Source organism: Delftia sp. CH05 (assembly GCF_009827015.1).
Lineage (GTDB): Bacteria > Pseudomonadota > Gammaproteobacteria > Burkholderiales > Burkholderiaceae_C > Comamonas > Comamonas tsuruhatensis.
On sequence record NZ_WUMG01000001.1, the window covers coordinates 1 to 18,172 of the forward strand.

Annotated in this window: 15 protein-coding genes; 3 read left to right on the forward strand and 12 right to left on the reverse strand. The window is 65.9% G+C overall.

Features of this window, described 5'->3' with window-relative positions:
• The coding region (locus GRX31_RS30725; RefSeq protein ID WP_209801177.1) for a hypothetical protein at positions 1 to 205 on the forward strand (205 nt) is incomplete at its 5' end.
• A gap of 252 nt (positions 206 to 457) precedes the next feature.
• Here GRX31_RS30725 and gshB read toward each other — a convergent pair.
• The 7 genes from gshB to GRX31_RS00035 all read right to left on the reverse strand — a co-directional run bounded on the left by gshB (position 458) and on the right by GRX31_RS00035 (position 10,335).
• Positions 458 to 1,408 (reverse strand): glutathione synthase, encoded by a 951-nt coding sequence (gene gshB / locus GRX31_RS00005; RefSeq protein WP_016454229.1) that lies wholly within the window; start codon positions 1,406 to 1,408, stop codon positions 458 to 460.
• A gap of 79 nt (positions 1,409 to 1,487) precedes the next feature.
• The gene (locus GRX31_RS00010; RefSeq protein ID WP_160850952.1) at positions 1,488 to 2,669 is read right to left on the reverse strand and encodes a benzoate/H(+) symporter BenE family transporter; all 1,182 of its coding nucleotides are present in this window, start codon (positions 2,667 to 2,669) and stop codon (positions 1,488 to 1,490) included.
• Positions 2,670 to 2,719: 50 nt separating this feature from the next.
• The gene (locus GRX31_RS00015; RefSeq protein ID WP_026062036.1) at positions 2,720 to 4,588 is read right to left on the reverse strand and encodes a potassium transporter Kup; all 1,869 of its coding nucleotides are present in this window, start codon (positions 4,586 to 4,588) and stop codon (positions 2,720 to 2,722) included.
• 97 nt (positions 4,589 to 4,685) lie between these two features.
• Positions 4,686 to 5,981: a glutamate--cysteine ligase gene (gene gshA, locus GRX31_RS00020; RefSeq protein ID WP_012207794.1), complete on the reverse strand. Its 1,296-nt coding sequence runs from the start codon at positions 5,979 to 5,981 to the stop codon at positions 4,686 to 4,688.
• 80 nt (positions 5,982 to 6,061) lie between these two features.
• A complete protein-coding gene (locus GRX31_RS00025; RefSeq protein WP_133072711.1) occupies positions 6,062 to 7,528 on the reverse strand; it encodes a TrkH family potassium uptake protein in 1,467 nt (488 codons plus the stop codon).
• A 9-nt stretch (positions 7,529 to 7,537) separates the two neighbouring features.
• Positions 7,538 to 8,995 (reverse strand): Trk system potassium transporter TrkA, encoded by a 1,458-nt coding sequence (trkA, locus tag GRX31_RS00030; protein WP_016454226.1) that lies wholly within the window; start codon positions 8,993 to 8,995, stop codon positions 7,538 to 7,540.
• A gap of 59 nt (positions 8,996 to 9,054) precedes the next feature.
• On the reverse strand, positions 9,055 to 10,335 hold the full coding sequence (locus GRX31_RS00035; protein ID WP_016454225.1) for a glutamate-5-semialdehyde dehydrogenase: 1,281 nt from the start codon (positions 10,333 to 10,335) through the stop codon (positions 9,055 to 9,057).
• Positions 10,336 to 10,513: 178 nt separating this feature from the next.
• On the opposite strand from GRX31_RS00035, the gene GRX31_RS00040 reads away from it, so the two are divergent.
• Positions 10,514 to 10,816 (forward strand): hypothetical protein, encoded by a 303-nt coding sequence (locus tag GRX31_RS00040; RefSeq protein WP_016447204.1) that lies wholly within the window; start codon positions 10,514 to 10,516, stop codon positions 10,814 to 10,816.
• Positions 10,817 to 10,828: 12 nt separating this feature from the next.
• Here the strand turns inward: GRX31_RS00040 and holA are convergent, their stop codons facing one another.
• The 3 genes from holA to leuS all read right to left on the reverse strand — a co-directional run bounded on the left by holA (position 10,829) and on the right by leuS (position 15,286).
• On the reverse strand, positions 10,829 to 11,881 hold the full coding sequence (gene holA / locus GRX31_RS00045; protein ID WP_016447205.1) for a DNA polymerase III subunit delta: 1,053 nt from the start codon (positions 11,879 to 11,881) through the stop codon (positions 10,829 to 10,831).
• Between the two features lie 5 nt (positions 11,882 to 11,886).
• Positions 11,887 to 12,393, reverse strand: a complete 507-nt coding sequence (locus GRX31_RS00050; protein WP_016447206.1) for an LPS-assembly lipoprotein LptE — start codon at positions 12,391 to 12,393, stop codon at positions 11,887 to 11,889.
• A gap of 157 nt (positions 12,394 to 12,550) precedes the next feature.
• The gene (leuS, locus tag GRX31_RS00055; protein WP_160850954.1) at positions 12,551 to 15,286 is read right to left on the reverse strand and encodes a leucine--tRNA ligase; all 2,736 of its coding nucleotides are present in this window, start codon (positions 15,284 to 15,286) and stop codon (positions 12,551 to 12,553) included.
• Between the two features lie 351 nt (positions 15,287 to 15,637).
• Between leuS and GRX31_RS00060 the strand changes: the two genes are divergently transcribed.
• Positions 15,638 to 16,852 (forward strand): mechanosensitive ion channel family protein, encoded by a 1,215-nt coding sequence (locus GRX31_RS00060; protein WP_016447208.1) that lies wholly within the window; start codon positions 15,638 to 15,640, stop codon positions 16,850 to 16,852.
• A 59-nt stretch (positions 16,853 to 16,911) separates the two neighbouring features.
• Here GRX31_RS00060 and GRX31_RS00065 read toward each other — a convergent pair whose 3' ends face one another.
• Complete coding sequence (locus GRX31_RS00065; RefSeq protein ID WP_016447209.1) at positions 16,912 to 17,391, reverse strand: ExbD/TolR family protein; 480 nt, start codon at positions 17,389 to 17,391, stop codon at positions 16,912 to 16,914.
• Between the two features lie 24 nt (positions 17,392 to 17,415).
• On the reverse strand, positions 17,416 to 18,147 hold the full coding sequence (locus GRX31_RS00070) for a MotA/TolQ/ExbB proton channel family protein (protein WP_016447210.1): 732 nt from the start codon (positions 18,145 to 18,147) through the stop codon (positions 17,416 to 17,418).
• Positions 18,148 to 18,172 lie beyond the last annotated feature (25 nt).

Here is an 18,172-nt window from a genome sequence, read left to right on the forward strand (position 1 = left end):
AACTCTACAGTTCGATCTTGAATTTAAAGTCTTTCGACTAACTCATAAAAACGGAATTGAAGTGAACTTCACTTCTATTCTCATGAGCGTTTTTTGGCTTCAAAGAGCCGAGTTCCAAAGAACTTGGCTGTTCGCCTCAAACGCCCACGCTTATCGGCTGTATATTTTTAAGGATCGAAGCGAAGAATTTCTTCTTTGCTTCTGACTTGCTGCGATCAGCGAAGCCTTGAATTCTAGCACAGTTTTTAGCGTCGTTGCAATCAAATTTCTTCGATTTTTTCAACACCAGCGATCTGCATTGCTCTCTTCAGCAGAGCTTTGCATTGTAGCACGTTTTTTAACGGTCTTGCAAAACTCTGGAAGCTTCACTTTTCAGACATTTGCGTGTCATCGAGTGCAGGGGCGCAATTCTAGCACCAAAACTTGGCGGATGACTGGCGTCATCCGCCAAGTTTTTTCAAGCCGCCGCCAAGGCCTGTTCCAGAGCGTCGACGAAGAGGCTGGCCACGTCGCAGCCGGTCTGGTCATGGATCTCCTGGAAGCAGGTGGGGCTGGTCACATTGATCTCGGTGATGCACTGGCCGATGACATCGACACCGGCCAGCAGCAGTCCACGCTCCATGAGGAGGGGACCGATCTCTTCGGCCATGGCCTTGTCGTGCTGGCTCAGAGGCTGGGCCACGCCCTTGCCGCCCGCTGCCAGGTTGCCGCGCACTTCGTTGCCCTGGGGAATGCGTGCCAGGCAATAGGGAACAGGTTTGCCGCCGATGACGAGCACACGCTTGTCGCCCTCGGTGATCTCGGGCAGGAATTTCTGCACCATGACGCTGCTGGCACCGCCCTGGTTCAGGGTTTCGATGATGCTGCCCAGGTTGCGGCCGTCGGCGCCCACGCGGAAGATGCCCATGCCGCCCATGCCGTCCAGCGGCTTGAGGATGATGTCCTGATGCTCTTCATGGAAGGCGCGGATGTCCTGCGCGCTGCGCGTGACCAGGGTCGGGCCGATGAATTGCGGGAATTCGAGGATGGCCAGCTTTTCCGGATGGTCTCGCAACGCCCTGGGCTTGTTGAAGACCTTTGCGCCTTCGCGCTCGGCCTGTTCCAGCAGGTGCGTGGAGTAGAAGTATTCGGAATCGAAGGGCGGGTCCTTGCGCATGAGGATGGCGTCGAAGCCCGCCAGCTCCTCCAGGCCTTCCTTGGAGATTTCAAACCACTGCCGGGCATCTCCCGTGAGCTGGATGTGCCGCACCTGGGCGACGACCTTGCCGCCGCGCTGCCAGGAAAGCTGCCTGGGTTCGCAGGCCACGATGGAGTGGCCGCGCCGCTGCGCCTCGCGCATCATGGCGAAGGTGGTGTCCTTGTAGGTCTGGAACGATTCGAGCGGATCGGCGACGAAGAGGATTTGCATGGGTTGTGTGCAGAAGGCGGCGGCCCGTGCCTCGCCTGTATGGGAGGCGGAAGTGGGGTGCCCGGGCCTGGGCCGCGTATCAGTCAGCCCGTGCACGTCGGTAATGTTGCACAAATAGCGCCAGGCTGCCCGCGACCACGCCCCAAAACGCCGAGCCGACTCCGGCTATCACCACGCCGCTGAGCGTCACCAGAAAGGTGATCAACGCAGCCTCCCTGTGTTCCTCCCCCTTGAGAGCTGTCGCCAGGCCGCTGCCTATGGAGCCCAGCAGGGCCAGTCCCGCTAGGCAGACCACCAGTTCCTTGGGGAAGGCGGTGAGCAGTCCCGTGACCACGGCGCCGAAGATGCCGATGACTATATAGAAGAGGCCACAGATCGCCGCCGCCGTGTAGCGGCGGGATTTGTCCTCATGGGCCTCGGGGCCCATGCAGATGGCAGCGGTGATGGCACTGAGGTTGAGCGCGTAGCCACCGAAGGGGGCCAGCACCAGGGTGGCGATGCCCGTCATGCTGATGATGCGGGAGATGGGCAGGTCGTAGCCGGTGGCACGGATGACGGCCACGCCGGGCAGGTTCTGCGAGGCCATGGTGACGACGAACAGGGGCAAGGCCAGACTCACCAGGGCGGGCACCGAGAACTGCGGCATGGTGAAGACTGGCCAGGCAAGGCCTGCATGCACGGCGGACCATTGCATTTGCCCGTTGAGCGCCACCCAGGCGATGGAGGCCACCAGCGTGGCGATGACCGCATAGCGCGGTGCCAGGCGGCGCGACAGCAGATAGGTCAGCAGCATAACCAGCACCAGGGGCAGCGCATCCCTGGCGGCGGCAAAGGCCTGCATGCCGAAGTTGGCCAGTACGCCCGCCAGGAGGGCGGCAGCGATTTCCATGGGGATGCGGTTCATGACGCGCTCGAACCAGCCTGTGGCTCCCACCAGGATGATCAGCCCCGCGCTGATGATGAAGGCGCCAATGGCCTCGCCCATGGAAAAGCCCCCGGCAAGCCCTGCCGTGGCAAGGACGGCTGCGCCTGGCGTGGACCAGGCGACCATGACCGGCATGCGCAGTATCAGCGAGGGCAGCAGAGAGCACAGGCCCATGCCCAGTCCCAGCGCCCAGATCCAGGACGTGATCTGCTCGGGCGTGGCATGGAAGGCCTGGGCGGCCTGAAAGACCAGGGCCACCGAGCTGGTGAAGCCCACGAGCACGGCCACGAAGCCGGCTGCGAAGGCAGAGGGACTCAAGTCACGGAAAAAGCGCATCGCGCGATTCTGTCACCACAGCCGCCGACCGTGCGATGCGCTGGCGACGCCTACAGCTCGATCTTGGAGCCCAGCTCCACCACGGAGTTGCTGGGCAGGTGCAGGAAGTCGGAGACACGGCTGGCGTTGCGGTGCATCTGGGCAAACAGCTTTTCGCGCCAGGGCGCCATGCGGTGGCTGATGCGCGGGATGATGACATCGCGCGACAGGAAGTAGCTGGTCTCCATGGCGTCGAGCTGGCAACCCCGGGGACGCAGCAGGGACAGTGCCGCCGGCACGTCCGGTTCGTTCTTGAAGCCGTAGTTGATGATGACCTGCCAGCAGTCGCTGCCCAGCGCCTCGATCTCGGTGCGCTTGTCCAGGCCCACCCAGGGAATTTCATGGTTGCGCACCGTGACGAAGATGTTCTGGTTGTGCAGCACCTTGTTGTGCTTGAGGTTGTGCAGCAGGGCGTTGGGTACGGTGCCCGGTTCGCCGGAAAGAAAGACGGCTGTGCCCGTCACGCGCGCCGGCGGATGGCGCCAGACCGATTCGAGGAAACTCTTGAGGTCGATGGCATCGGCCTGCAGCTTTTCGTGCAGCAGCTCGCGGCCCTTGCGCCAGGTCATCATCAGCGAGAACACCGTGCCGCCAATCAGCAGCGGGAACCAGCCGCCGTCGAACAGCTTGAGCAGGTTGGACGAGAAGAAGGCCAGGTCCACCAGGAAAAAGAATCCGGTGGCCGCGATGCACAGGGCCAGCGGGTAGTTCCAGCGGTAGCGGATCACGAAGAAGGTCAGCGTGGTGGTGATCAGCATGTCCAGCGTGACCGCAATGCCGTAGGCGGCCGCCAGGTTGCCGCTGGAGCGGAACAGCACCACGGCCAGCGCAATTGCCACGAACAGGCTCCAGTTGACCAGGGGCATGTAGATCTGGCCGGTCTCGCGCACGCTGGTGTGGCGCACTTCCAGGCGCGGCAGATAGCCCAGCTGTATGACCTGGCGCGTGACGCTGAAGGCGCCCGTGATCAGGGCCTGCGAAGCGATGACCGTGGCCATGGTGGCCATCAGCACCAGGGGCAGCAGCGCCCAGGCCGGGGCCATCATGTAGAAGGGATTCTTCACGGCGGCCGGGTTGGCCAGCAGCAGCGCACCCTGGCCGAAGTAATTGAGCGTGAGGGCAGGCATGGCCACGGAGAACCAGGCCAGGCGGATGGGCTTCTTGCCGAAGTGGCCCAGGTCGGCGTAAAGCGCCTCCGCCCCGGTCACGCACAGCACGACGGCGCCCAGGATGATGAAGCTGGTGCCGGGGTTGTCCCAGATGAAGCGCACCGCGAAGTGCGGGCTGATGGCCGCCAGGATTTCGGGATGGCCCGCGATCTGGTGCACGCCCAGCGCTGCGATGGTGGCAAACCAGACCAGGGTGATGGGGCCGAAAAACCGACCGATCCCCGCCGTGCCGTGCTTCTGGAACCAGAAAAGCAGGAAGAGGATCACCAGGGTCAGCGGGATCACGGCCTTGGTGAAGTGCGGAGAGACCACTTCCAGGCCTTCGACGGCCGAGAGCACGGAGATGGCCGGCGTGATCACGCCATCACCATAGAACAGCGAAGTGCCGAAGATGCCGATGAGCAGCAGCACGTTGCGCAGGCGGGGCTTGTCCTTGACGGTCTGCGAGGCCAGGGCCAGCATGGCGACCAAGCCGCCTTCGCCGTTGTTGTCGGCACGCAGCACCAGGACCACGTACTTGAGCGAGACGATGACCGTCAGGGTCCAGAACAGCAGCGACAGGACGCCGTAGATGTTCTCCTGGGTGAACGGCACATGGCCCGAGCCGAAGACCTCCTTGACCGAATACAGCACGCTGGTGCCGATATCGCCATAGACCACGCCGATGGCGCCCAGGGTGAGCGCGGCCAACGAAGATTTGGTTTTCTGCACAGGTCTATGCGCCATCCCGTGGGGAGATGGCTTCAGTCAATTGAAATGCCGGCATTGTCCGCTGTCCTGATGACGAGCGCATCGGACAGCACCCCGATCAGTCGTAGATTTCCGCGTTGGGGTTGGTCGCCTCCAGCTCATAGCTGGCCGCCAGCATGGCGACCCGGGCCACCACGCCATACATGTAGAAGCGGTTGGGCATGCTGGCACCCGGGCGCGCGCCGATCTGGGGCAGCTGGGTGCTGTGCTGGAAGGCCAGCGGCACGAAGCCGGCGCCGGGCGCGTTGAGGTTTTCGTCCACATCGCGTTCGGGATGCATGCGGTAGAAGCCGCCGACCACGTAGCGGTCCATCATGTAGACCACGGGCTCGGCCACGGCGTTGTTCATGCGCTCCTGGGTGAGCACGCCTTCCTGGATGATCACGTCGTGCACGGTCTGGCCGTCCTTGATCATGCCCATCTTGTTGCGGCTCTTGCGCGGCAGCTCGGCCAGCTCCTTGGCATCGCGCACGGTCATCACGCCCATGCCATAGGTGCCGTTGTCGGCCTTGACGATGGCAAACGGCTTTTCCTTGATGCCGTACTCCTTGTACTTGCGGCGCACCTTGGCCAGCAGCACATCGACCTGCTCGGCCAAGCCTTCCATGCCCACGCCATTGGCGAAGTCGATGCCTTCGCTGCGGCCGAACAGCGGGTTGATCAGCCAGGGATCGATGCCCAGCAGCTTGCCGAAGCGCTTGGCCACTTCCTCGTAGCTCTGGAAATGGCGGCTCTTGCGGCGCACGCTCCAGCCTGCATGCAGGGGGGGCAGCAGGTATTGCTCGTACAGCTCCTCGACGATGCCCGGGACGCCGGACGACAGGTCGTTGTTGAGCAAGATGGTGCAGGGATCGAAATCCTTGAGACCGATGCGGCGCTTGCTGCGGATCACCGGCTCCAGCGTCACCGTGTCGCCATGCGGCAGGGTGACGGTGGTGGTCTTCTTGACATCGGGGCTGATGGAGCCGATGCGCACGTTCAGACCGGCCATGTTGAAGATGCGCTTGAGCTGCACCACGTTGGCCAGGTAGTGCGTGTTGCGCGTGTGGTTCTCGGGAATGATGAGCAGATTGCGCGCTTCGGGGCAGATCTTCTCGATCGCCGCCATGGCCGCCTGTACGGCCAGCGGCAGCATTTCGTCGGTCAGGTTGTTCCAGCCCCCGGGGAAGAGGTTGGTGTCCACGGGTGCGAGCTTGAAACCGGCGTTGCGGATGTCCACCGAGCAATAGAAAGGCGGCGTGTGTTCCATCCATTCGAGCCGGAACCAGCGCTCGATCGCCGGCATGGAGTCGAGGATGCGCTGCTCAAGCTCGTTGATCGGGCCGGTCAGGGCCGTGATGAGATGTGGAACCATAAAGACCCTCTGGGTACGACGGTGGGGGCAATTGTAGAGATTGGACCATGGTCTAGGTGTTTTCCCCAGTCTTTGCAGCGTCAGCGGCGCCAGAAAGCCGGCGAAAGCAAGGCCATGAAGCTGAGGATTTCCAGGCGCCCCAGCAGCATGGCCAGGGTGCAGACCCAGGTCTGGAATTCGGTGAGCACAGCATAGTTGGAGGACGGGCCCACCGCGCCCAGGCCCGGCCCCATGCAGTGCACGCTGGCCAGCACGGCGGAGAAGGCGGTCACCGGGTCCAGGTCGGTGAGCAGCAGCACCATGCTGAGTGTGATCACGGTGGCGCCATAGACCAGCATGAAGGCCAGCACCGAGAAGATCATGCGGTTGTCCACCACGCCGGTGCCCAGCCGCACGGGCTGCAAGGCGCGCGGATGCGCGAGCCGCGTGAGTTCACGCCGCGCCTGCTTGAGCAGGATGAGCATGCGCACCATCTTGATGCCGCCGCCCGTGGAGCCCGCACTGGTGGCCACACCCGACATCAGCAGCATGAGCACGGGCGCAAAGACGGGCCAGCTCAGGTAGTCAACGGTGGTGAAGCCCGTGGTCGTGGCCACCGAGACCACGTGGAAGATGCCATAGCGCAGCGCCTCGACAGGCCCGTACACGCCCTTGGCCCACAGCAGCAGCGCGACGATGAGCCCGCCGCCCAGCAGCACGGCCAGCGTGGCGCGCATTTCGGGGTCGCGCCAGAAGCCGTCCCAGCGGCCCTTGCGCATGGCCACGAAGTACAGCGCGAAGTTGCAGCTGGCCAGCAGCATGAAGACCAGGGCGGTCAGTTCGATCAACGGCGAGTCGAAATACGCAAAGCTGGTGTCATGCGAGGACAGGCCACCGAGGCTGACGGTGGCGAACATGTGCATCAGCGCATCCAGCGGCGACATGCCTGCCGCCCAGAAGGCCAGCAGACAGGCCAGCGAGAACACGCCGTACACGCCCCACAGGCCCTTGGCGGTCTCGGTCACGCGCGGCGTCAGCTTGGTGTCCTTGATGGGGCCAGCGGCTTCGGCACGGAACAGCTGGGCGCCCCCCACGCCCAGCAGGGGCAGGATGGCCACGGCCAGGATCAGGATGCCCATGCCGCCCAACCATTGCAGGAAGGTGCGCCAGACATTGATGGACACGGGCAGCGCATCCAGCCCCGTGAGCACGGTGGCGCCGGTGGTCGTCAGGCCCGAGACGGCCTCGAAATAGGCATGGGTGAAGCTGATGCTCAGCCCCACATGGCCCATGCCCAGCACCAGAGGGAGCATGGCGCACAGCGGCAAAACCACCCAGACCAGGGTGACGAGGATGACGCCGTGGCGCGGCTGCAGCTCGCGCCGGAAGTGGTCCAGGCCTATCCACAGCGACAGCCCCGCAGCCGCCGTGATGCCGATGGCCCAGGGGTAGATGCGCCAGATGCCGTCGTCGGTGAACCAGGACACTGCAAAGGGCAGCAGCATGGACAGCGCAAACATGACCATGAGCATGCCAAGCACGCGCAGGACGGGTAACAGGTCGCGCATGGTGTCGGCTCAGAAGAAGGTGGCGCTGACGCGAAACAGGTTCTCCACGTCCCGTACCAGCCGCTTGTGGGGCAGGAAGAAGATCACGTGGTCGCCGCTCTCGATCACGGTGGTGCTGCGCGGGATGATGACCTCGGGCTCGGCACCGGCCGCGATTTCGTCGGCCGGCACGCCTTCGGGTATGCCGCGCACGATGAGGCCGATGTGGGCATCCTCGGGCACGCGCAGGTCCTCGACCTTGCGGCCGACCACGCGCGAGCTTTTGCGGTCGCCGCGCGCCACGATCTCCAGCGCCTCGGCCACGCCCCGGCGCAGGCTGTGCACGGCCTGCACGTCGCCGCGGCGCACATAGGCCAGCAGTTCGCCAAGCATGGCCTGGGCCGGCGACAGCGCAATGTCGATCTGCGTGCCGTGCATCAGGTCGGCGTAGGCACGCCGCGTGATCAGCGACAGCACGCGCCGCGCGCCCATGCGTTTGCCCAGCAGGCTGGCCATGATGTTGTTCTCATCGTCGTCGGTCAGGGCCAGGAACAGGTCCACGTCCTCCACGCTTTCATCGGCCAGCAGGTCCTCGTCGGTGGCATCGCCGTGCAGCACCAGCACCTCGGCCGGCAGCAGCGAGGCCAGGTCCTGGCAGCGCTGCTCGTCGGGCTCGATGATCTTGATGTGGAAGCGGCCCGGCACGCGCGACAGCTGCAGCGCCAGGCGCTGGCTGACCTGGTCACCGCCGGCGACCATGATGCGGTAGACCGGGCGCGAAGGCCGGCCGGCAGGCTGGTGGATGGCACGCAGCACCTCGGCCACATGCTCGCGTGCGGCCAGGATGAAGACCTCGTCGCCGGGCTCGATGCGCGTGTTGCCGTCGCAGCGGACGAAGCGGTCGGGCTCGTCCAGGAAACGCCGGTAGATGGCCACGATGCGCATGGCCAACTCGGGCATGCAGTCGCGCAGCTCGCCGATGTGCTTGCCGACGGCGGGGGCGCCGTCGCGCGCGCGCACCGAGGCCAGTGCGGCCCGCCCGCCAGCGAAGGCACGCACCTGCATGGCTTCGGGAAACTCGATGAGCTTGCTGATGTAGTTGGTCAGCGATTCCTCGGGGCAGATGATGCGGTCGACGCCAAAGCCTTCCTTGCCCAGCAGCGCCTCGTCCTCGCCAAAGCCCGAGGAGCGCACGCGCGCGATGCGTGTGGGAATCTCGAACAGGACCTGGGCCAGCTTGCAGCACACAAGGTTGGTTTCGTCGAGCGCGGCGCAGGCGATCAGCAGGTCCGTGTCCTTGGCACCGGCCTCGGCCAGCACATGGGGATCGATGCCGCTGCCCACGACGCCACGCAGGTCGAAGCGCGACTCCAGCTCGCGCAGGCGCCGTGCGTCGGTGTCGATCACCGTGATGTCGTTGCGTTCGGACACCAGGCTTTCTGCCACGCTGTAGCCCACACGGCCGGCGCCAAGAATGATGATTTTCATGGATTCATTGCAGTGCTGCGGTGCCGGCGCGGGGCATTCCGGCGCGCAGCACGGCTCGGTCAGGTGCGGACTTCGCCTTCACCCAGCACCACGTATTTGAGCGAGGTCAGACCTTCGATGCCCACAGGACCGCGCGCATGGAACTTGTCGGTGCTGATGCCGATTTCCGCGCCCAGGCCGTACTCGAAGCCGTCGGCAAAGCGCGTGCTGGCGTTGACCATGACGCTGGCCGAGTCCACTTCGCGCAGAAAGCGCTGGGCGTGCATATGGTCGCGCGTCAGGATGGCGTCCGTGTGGTGGCTGGAGTAGCGGTTGATGTGGGCGATGGCCTCGTCCACACCGGACACGATCTTGACGCTGATGATGGGCGCCAGGTATTCCTCGCTCCAGTCCTGCTCGGTGGCCTCGGCCAGTTGAGCACCGGCCACAGACTTCAGGATGGCCAGCGATTCGGGGCAGCCGCGCATCTCCACGCCCTTGGCGGCGTAGATGGCACCGATCTTCGGCAGGAATTCGGCGGCCACGCCGCGCGCCACCAGCAGGCTTTCACTGGCATTGCAGGGGCTGTACTTGTTGGTCTTGGCGTTGTCGGCCACCTTGACGGCCATGGCGATGTCGCAGGGATCATCGACATAGGTGTGGCAATTGCCGTCCAGGTGCTTGATGACGGGCACCTTGGCCTCGCGGCTGATGCGCTCGATCAGGCCCTTGCCGCCGCGCGGGATGATGACGTCCACGTAGTCGGGCATGGCGATGAGCTGGCCCACGGCCTCGCGGTCCGTGGTCTGCACCAGCTGCACGCCGTGCTCGGGCAGGCCGGCTTCGGCCAGCGCCCTGGCGACGAGGGCAGCCAGCGCCTTGTTGGAGTCGATGGCCTCGGAGCCGCCGCGCAGGATGCAGGCGTTGCCGCTCTTGATGCTGAGGCTGGCCGCCTCGATGGTCACGTTGGGGCGGCTTTCGTAGATCATGCCGAACACGCCGATCGGCACACGCATCTGGCCTACGCGGATGCCGCTGGGCATTTGCTTCATGCCGATGATCTCGCCGATCACATCGGCCATGGAGGCCAGCTGCTCACATCCCTGGGCACAGGTTTCCAGCACCTTGGGCGTCAGGCGCAGGCGGTCCACCATGGGAGCGGACAGGCCGTTGGCCACGGCGCGGTCGAGGTCACGGGCGTTGTCGGTCTGCAACGGCTCCACGTTCTCCCGCAGCAGGCGCGCCAGCGCCAGCAGGGCGCGGCTTTTGACGGCAGCCGAGGCTCGGGCCATCTGGGCGGAGGCCACTTTGGCCTGAACGCCCAGGTTGTGGGTGTATTCGACGATATTGAGCGCGTTCATTCCGAGATTCTCGCCGAGTTGCGCCCATTTGCGCACCGAGAGCGGGCATGCCCCGCGCCAACATGCGGCTGGGATGCGTCCTCGCGCGGCCACCAGAGGGCAAACCCCGCGTTCCGGCGGCCGGCAGGATGTCGCGGCCACCCTACACTGCTGCCCAGTACGCAGAGGTTTTCCCGCCATGTCCACCAGCCACGACACTCTTCTCGCCGCCCAGCAGCTCGCACAGTTGCGCGCGGGCTTCGCCCAACTGGCACAGCAGCAGCTGCCGGCCGCCGTGCTCGGGCAGCAGGCCAGGGCTTCCTCGGAGTTGCTGCAGGCCCTGCCGCCGCGCTACGGCGAAGTGCTGCTCAATCTGCTGGACCGATTGGAGTCCAGCGCGCTGTTCAGCGAGGAAAGCTGCTCCTTCAGCCAGAAGGACCTGCTGGACAACCTCGAGACCTGGGCCACCAAGGCCCAGGCGCAGCTGGAAAAGACGAGCTAGGAACGGGGTACGTCAGCCCTTGGCGCCGGCCTGGGCCAGGTCCATGGCCAGGCGGCGCAGGGCCTGCCAGCCGTCGCGTGGCCAGCCCTCGAAGGCCAGGCCCTTGACGATGCCGTCCACCGCGTGGGCCGATTGCAGCAGGCGCGCGGCCTGGGCGTCGGTGATGCGCGGCAGCAGGCGCTCGAACAAACGCTCCTTGACGCCCCAGACGCGCTGGGCGCGCAGGGCCATGGGCAGGGGCTGACCTGCGGCCATGGCGTCCTTGACGCGGCAGATGGAGCGGATGTCCTCGGCCAGGGTCCAATGCACCAGCACCTCGGCCGTGCCCTCGGCCTGCAGGCCGTCGAGCATGCGCGAGACGCGCGCCAACTGGCCGGACAGCACGGCCTCGGACAGCTTGAACACGTCGTAGCGCGCCACATTGAGCACTGCCTGCTCCACCTGCGCCTGGCTCAGCTCGCCGGCGGGGTGCAGCAGGGCCAGTTTCTGGATCTCCTGGTGTGCGGCCAGCAGGTTGCCCTCGACGCGGTCGGCAAAGAACTGCAGCGTGCGCTGGCCTTCCTCGCCGGGTGCCACGCGCTGGCCCTGGGCTGCCAGGCGCTGGGCAATCCAGGCCGGCAGCTGGCCGCGCTCTATGGGATCGATCTGCAGCGTCATGCCCTGGGCTTCCAGCGCGCTGAACCAGGCGCCGGTCCTGGTGGCCTTGTCCAGGCGCGGCAGCATGACCAGGGTGAGCGTGCTGTCATTGCCGCGCGCCGCCTCGGCGATCTGCTGCAGCGCGGCGCCGCCGTCCTTGCCGGGCTTGCCTGAGGGAATGCGGATCTCGATGATCTGCCGATCGGCAAACAGCGACAGCGAGCCACCGGCCGCCAGCACGGCGCTCCAGTCGAAATGGGCGCCGGCCACGGTGTAGCTGCTGCGCTCGGTGTAGCCCGCGGCGCGCGCGGCAGCACGGATGGCGTCGGCAGCCTCCTGCTGCTGCAGCGGCTCGTCGCCGTGCAGCACGTAGAGCGAGCGCAATCCCTTGGCCAGATGGCCGCCGAGCTGGTTCAGGGCAAGCTGCATGGGGCTCAGGTCAGGCTCTTGACGGCCGACAGGCGGCGCAGCAACTGCTGGACGATGTCGGTACGCATGTCCTTGTAGAGCATGGCCTCCTCGGCCTCCTTGGACAGCGCATTGGTTTCGTTGTACGTCACGTCGCGCTGCTGCAGGATCTCGGTCTCGGGGATCGGCTCGTCTCCATTGGGCGTGCGCAGCTTGAAGCGCACGCGCAGGCGCAGCTGCAACTCGCGCACCTGGCCCAGCGCGTTCATGCCGACGATGACCCGCTCCTGCCGCTCGCTGATGATCTGGAAGATCGCATCCGCATCGTCGGGCGATGCCGGATCGCGCAGCACGGTCAGCTTGTCGCTGGCACTGGCCAGGTTGCGCGACAGCTCCCGCGCCACCGGAGAGCCCCGGCCCGCCTGGATGTAGAGCGAGCGGAACACGAAGGTCGGCACCCCCCGCAGGCGAAAGCCGCAGGCCCCCAGCAGCGGAGCCAGGGCCAGGGCGGTGAGCAGGGTACGTTTTTGCATATCAGTTCTCCAAGGCGCTTGCGCCACTCACAGCCCTTGCAACGGTCGCGCCCAAAGCGAGGGACACCGAGCAAGGGCCGCCCCGCAGCGAGGGTGTCGTCCCCCCCGCGAAGCGAGAGGGGGAAGGCGCGCAGCGCCTCAGGGGGCATGCCATGGCCTAGACCACGACGTTGACCAGGCGGCCCGGCACCACGATCACCTTCTTGGGCGCCGCGCCATTGGTGAACTTCTGGCATTCCTCGTTGGCCAGGGCAATGCGCTCGATCTCGGCCTTGTCGGCCGTCGAGGACACGAGGATGGCCCCGCGCAGCTTGCCATTGACCTGCAGCACCAGAGAGATCTCGTCCTGCACCAGGGCCAGGGGATCGACCTGGGGCCAGGGCGCGTCCAGCACATCGCCCAGGTGGGCGGCGTAGCCCAGTTCGCTCCACAGCACATGGGCCAGGTGGGGCGTTGCCGGGTAGAGCACGCGCAGCAGGATGCCGAAGCCTTCGATCAGCGCCACCTGGGCGCCCGCGTCGTCGTGGGACTTGAAGTCCTCCAGCGCGTTGATCATCTTCATGGCGCCCGAGACCACGGTGTTGTACTGCATGCGCTGGTAGTCGTACTCCACCTGCTTGAGCACGGTGTGGATCTCCAGGCGCAGGGCCTTGGCGGCCTTGCCGAATGCCACGTCGTCCAGCGACTTGGCGCCGGCCACGCTCTGCACGGCGCCGGCCATGTCCATCTGCGACAGTTTGGCGCCGAAGTTGTAGACGCGGCGCAGGAAGCGGTAGCTGCCTTCGACGGCGGCATCGTTCCACTCCAGCGTCAGCTCGGGCGGCGCGGTGAACATGGTGTACAGGCGCGCGGTGTCGGCGCCGTACTTCTCGATCAGCTCCTGCGGATCGATGCCGTTGTTCTTGGACTTGGACATGGTGCCCACGCCCTCGTAGTCGATGTCCGTGCCCACGGGCAGCAGGCCGTCGGCGCTGTCCACCTCGGCCTTGAGCCTGGCGCCCACGATCTTGCCGGTCTCGTCGAACACATGCTCGACATCCTTGGGCCAGAAGTACTCCTTGGCACCCTTGGCCGTGCGGCGGCTGTAGATGTGGTTGAGCACCATGCCCTGGGTCAGCAGCTTGGTGAAGGGCTCATCGACCTTGACCAGGCCCAGGTCGCGCATGACCTTGGTCCAGAAGCGCGCGTACAGCAGGTGCAGGATGGCGTGCTCGATGCCGCCGATGTACTGGTCCATGCCGCTGCCGCCGGTGGCGGCATGCTGGTCCCGCATCCAGTAGTCCGTGCCCTTGCCCACCATCTGCTCGCTGTTCCTGGCGTCGCAATAGCGCATGAAGTACCAGGACGAGTCCACGAAGGTGTCCATGGTGTCGGTCTCGCGGCGCGCGCTCTTGCCGCAGCAGGGGCAGACCACGCCGGCGTGGAAGGCTTCGCTCTTGACCAGGGGGTTGCCCGAGCCATCGGGCACCAGGTCCTGGGGCAGGACCACGGGCAGGTCCTTGGCAGGCACGGGCTGGGCGCCGCAGTCCTCGCAGTGGATGATGGGAATCGGCGTGCCCCAGTAGCGCTGGCGGCTCACGCCCCAGTCGCGCAGGCGCCAGGTGGTTTTCTTCTCGCCAAGGCCCTTGGCGGCCAGCAGTTCGGCCACCTTGTCCACGGCAGCCCCATGGGGCAGGCCGTAGAGTTCGCCGGATTCGATGCAGACAGCGCGCTGCTTGTCGCCGTACCAGTCGGCCCATGCCTCGGTGCTGAAGGTCTCGCCCTCGACCGCGATGACCTGGCGGATGGCGATGCCGTACTTCTTCGCAAAGGCGAAGTCGCGCTCGTCATGCGCGGGCACGCCCATGACGGCGCCGTCGCCGTAGCTCATGAGCACGTAGTTGCCGACCCAGACCTCGACCTGGGCACCCGTCAGCGGATGGGTGACGAACAGGCCCGTGGGCAGGCCTTCCTTTTCCTTGAGCGCGAGTTCGGCCTCGGTGGTGCCGCCCTTCTTGCATTCTTCGATGAAGGCCGCGAGCTTGGGCTGCGATGCCGCGGCATGCTGGGCCAGCGGGTGCTCGGGCGCCACGGCGCAGAAGGTCACGCCCATGATGGTGTCGGCGCGCGTGGTGAACACATACAGGCGCCCGTCCTGGATGGGCTGGCCGTCGGTGCCACGGATGTCGTGGGTGAAGGCGAAGCGCACGCCCGCGCTCTTGCCGATCCAGTTTTCCTGCATCAGGCGCACTTTTTCAGGCCAGCCGGTCAGCGTGGCCTTGTCGCCGCCCACCTGGACATGGTCCAGCAGCTCCTGGGCGTAGTCGGTGATCTTCAGGTAGTAGCCGGGGATTTCGCGCTTTTCGACCGGCGCGCCCGTGCGCCAGCCGCGGCCGTCGATGACCTGCTCGTTGGCCAGCACGGTCTGGTCCACCGGGTCCCAGTTCACGATCTGGGTCTTGCGGTAGGCAATGCCCTTTTCCAGCATCTGCAGGAACAGCCACTGGTTCCACTTGTAGTAGTCGGGATCGCAGGTGGCCACTTCGCGGCTCCAGTCGATGGCCAGACCCATCGCCTGCATCTGCTTTTTCATGTAGGCGATGTTGTCGTAGGTCCACTGCGCAGGCGGCACCTTGTTCTTGAGCGCCGCGTTCTCGGCCGGCAGGCCGAAGGCATCCCAGCCCATGGGCATGAGGACGTTGTAGCCCTTCATGCGCAGCTGGCGCGCCAGCATGTCGTTGATGGTGTAGTTGCGCACATGGCCCATGTGCAGCTTGCCGCTGGGGTAGGGCAGCATGGAGCAGGCGTAGAACTTGGGCTTGGCCTGGTCTTCGGTCACGCGGTAGGCGTCGCGGGCGGACCAGTGGTCTTGCGCTGCGCGCTCAACGTCGATGTGGTTGTATTTCTCTTGCATGGTGCTGCGGCCCCAAGGGCCGGACAAGGTGGCCGGACGAGCCGGATGGCCGGAATCAACCGACGATTTTAGGGCCCCGGCCCGCCGGTGCCGCAAGCAGCCCACAAGCCCGCAGGCGGTACTGCGCCATCGGCACCCGGTTGCCCGGCCGCCGCGCGGGGAAAAGCCGCGCTGCGTATGCTTGGCACCCTCTGTGGCAGTGCGCCGCAGACGTTCCGCCATCGCCAGCCCGGACTTGCGCAGGAACGGATACGGACACCCCGGGCATGCCGCCATCGCGCGGCAGGTTTTTCCGCGCCCTGGAGTTTTCTCTTGCTGAACTGGTCTTTGATTTCCGGCTGGGATCCCGTCATGCAGGCCCTGGCTGCGCTGTGCGCGCTGGTGCTGCTGGCCCGCTCCGCGGGTTTTGTCGTGCAATGGCTGCTGTTGCGCGTGCTGCCACGCATGCGCAGCACGCTGGTGGAGATGGAGTGGGCCCAGGTGCTGCTGCACGACAGCGTGCTGCAGCGGCTGGCCAAGGCCGTGCCTTCGCTGGTCATGCAGTCGGGCGTGCAGGCCATACCGCAGCTGCAGCCGCAGTGGGCCACCCTGATCCTGAACCTGGCCATCGCCTGCACCATCTACCACGTGGCCCGCGTGATCAGCGCCCTGCTCAATGCCATGAACGAGGCGCACGACCTCAAGGAAGAGCGCAAGGCCACGCAGGCGCACTCGATCAAGAGCTATGTGCAGCTGGGCAAGCTGCTGGTGTTCCTGATCGCCATCGTGCTCATCGTCGCCACCCTGGTGGACCGCTCGCCGCTGCTGCTGCTGTCCGGCCTGGGCGCGGCCTCGGCCGTGCTGATGCTGATCTTCAAGGACACCATCATGTCCTTCGTGGCCGGCGTGCAGCTGGGCTCCAACGACATGCTGCGCGTGGGCGACTGGATCGAGATGCCCCAGGTCGGCGCCGACGGCTTCGTGATCGACATCGCGCTGCACACGGTCAAGGTGCAGAACTGGGACAAGACCATCACCACCATCCCGACCTGGCGGCTGATGAGCGACAGCTACAAGAACTGGCGCGGCATGTTCGAGTCGGGCGGGCGCCGCATCCGCCGCTCGCTGCACATAGACGCCCACACCATCCGCCTGCTGACGGCAGAGCAGCGGCAGAAATTGTCATTGCTCGAGCCCCTCAAGGACTATTGGAGCAGTGATGGCGGCCTGCGCATGGCCGATGCGCCGGCGGGCAGCGAGATGGCAGCGCAGCATCTGAGCAATCTGGCCGCGTTCAAGGCCTATGCATACGCCTACTTGCTGCGCCATCCGCACATCCACAAGACACCGAACATGTTCCTGCTGGTGCGCACCATGGAGCCTTCTCCCATGGGGGTGCCGCTGGAGCTGTTTTGCTACACCAGCACCACGGTCTGGGTGGAGTACGAGGCCATACAGGGCGCGATCTTCGATCACCTGATCGGCATGCTGCCGCTGTTCGGGCTCAGTCTGTACCAGCGTTCCTCGGACCATGGCCAGCATCTGCGGCTGGCGGGCAACGAGCGCTGGCCCGAAGGACAGGATTAGGTTCGCGGGCGCAGGCCCGGCGGCGCTTGAGCGCTTGAGCGCTTGAGCGCCTGATCGCTTCAGCGCCCGGCGCCGGTGGGACCCAGGACGGCTGCGGGTTTTCCATCCTGGTTTCGCGCCGGCTCAGCCACGAAGCCTATGCGCGTCAGCCCTGCCGCGTGGGCCCAGCCCATGAGTTCGGCCACGCGGCCATAGGGCACGGCCTGGTCGGCACGCAGTTGCAGTTCTGCCTGGGGGTTGCGCGCGCCGAGCTGAGCGAGGCGCTCACGCAGCGCATCCGCCGTGGCGGGCTGGCCCTGCATCCAGAGCGCGCCCTTCGCATCGACCTCCAGCAGCAGCGCATCGTCCTCGCCCGCGGCGGCCATGGGCTGGGTGCCCTGGGCCTGGGGCAATTGCACGCGCAGCGAGGCGGCCAGCATGGGTGCCGCGAGGATGAAGATGACGACGAGCACCAGCATCACATCCACCAGCGGGGTGACGTTGATGGCGTGCATGGGCTGGGAGGAGCTTTCCTTGCCGCTCAGTCGTCCAAAGGCCATGTGCGATCCTGGCGAGCCGCCCCGTCAGGGCGCTTCCATGGGGCCGGCAGGCAGGCCGGCGACGGCCATGCCGTCATCGTGCGGCGCCTGCTCCGCCGGCTGGGTGCCGAACATGGCCTGCAGGTCATGGGCAAAGCCTTCCAGCAAGGCCTCCATCTGGGCCGCAGCCCGGCCCAGCAGGTTGTAGGCCAGCACGGCCGGCAGGGCCACGGCCAGTCCGGCCGCCGTCATCACCAGGGCCTCGCCCACCGGGCCGGCCAGTTGTTCGATGCCGATCTGCCCGCTGCCCGCCAGCGTGGCCAGCGCGTGGTGAATGCCCCAGACGGTGCCCAGCAGGCCGACAAAAGGTGCCGTGGCGCCCACCGTGGCCAACAGGGTCTGGCCCCATTGCAGCTGGTGGCTGGCCGATTGCAGCGCCTGGCGAAGCCCCCGCGTCAGGCGGACGGAATGCGCCGCGCGTCCCGCAAGCGCCAGGCCGCTGCCCATGGGTGCCAGCGCCTGTGTCACGGCCTCGGCCATGGGTGCCACCAGTTGCTGGCGATCCCCCTCGCCCATGCGGGCCTGGCCCGAGGCCAGGTCCGGCGCGCTCCAGAAGGCCGCAATGGCCTGGGGAACGCGGCGCCGGCTGGCGGCCATGAACCAGACCTTCCAGACGATGACCACCCAGCTGGCCACCGACAGCGCCAGCAGCAGCAGCGCCGTGCCGCGCGCGACGGCATCGCCTTGCTGCCACCAGAGCCAGAGTGGACCGCTCATGGTCTTACCTTGCCCGTGCTGCGAG

Excerpts from the sequence above, each read along its gene's own strand:
- GRX31_RS00060 (WP_016447208.1), top strand. The coding sequence starts at position 15,638 with ATGCAGGCCCTGGCTGCGCTGTGCGCGCTGGTGCTGCTGGCCCGCTCC.
- GRX31_RS00040 (WP_016447204.1), top strand. The coding sequence starts at position 10,514 with ATGTCCACCAGCCACGACACTCTTCTCGCCGCCCAGCAGCTCGCACAG.
- GRX31_RS00050 (WP_016447206.1), bottom strand. The coding sequence starts at position 12,393 with ATGCAAAAACGTACCCTGCTCACCGCCCTGGCCCTGGCTCCGCTGCTG.
- holA (WP_016447205.1), bottom strand. The coding sequence starts at position 11,881 with ATGCAGCTTGCCCTGAACCAGCTCGGCGGCCATCTGGCCAAGGGATTG.
- GRX31_RS00065 (WP_016447209.1), bottom strand. The coding sequence starts at position 17,391 with ATGGCCTTTGGACGACTGAGCGGCAAGGAAAGCTCCTCCCAGCCCATG.
- leuS (WP_160850954.1), bottom strand. The coding sequence starts at position 15,286 with ATGCAAGAGAAATACAACCACATCGACGTTGAGCGCGCAGCGCAAGAC.
- GRX31_RS00025 (WP_133072711.1), bottom strand. The coding sequence starts at position 7,528 with ATGCGCGACCTGTTACCCGTCCTGCGCGTGCTTGGCATGCTCATGGTC.
- GRX31_RS00070 (WP_016447210.1), bottom strand. The coding sequence starts at position 18,147 with ATGAGCGGTCCACTCTGGCTCTGGTGGCAGCAAGGCGATGCCGTCGCG.
- trkA (WP_016454226.1), bottom strand. The coding sequence starts at position 8,995 with ATGAAAATCATCATTCTTGGCGCCGGCCGTGTGGGCTACAGCGTGGCA.
- GRX31_RS00010 (WP_160850952.1), bottom strand. The coding sequence starts at position 2,669 with ATGCGCTTTTTCCGTGACTTGAGTCCCTCTGCCTTCGCAGCCGGCTTC.
- gshB (WP_016454229.1), bottom strand. The coding sequence starts at position 1,408 with ATGCAAATCCTCTTCGTCGCCGATCCGCTCGAATCGTTCCAGACCTAC.
- gshA (WP_012207794.1), bottom strand. The coding sequence starts at position 5,981 with ATGGTTCCACATCTCATCACGGCCCTGACCGGCCCGATCAACGAGCTT.
- GRX31_RS00035 (WP_016454225.1), bottom strand. The coding sequence starts at position 10,335 with ATGAACGCGCTCAATATCGTCGAATACACCCACAACCTGGGCGTTCAG.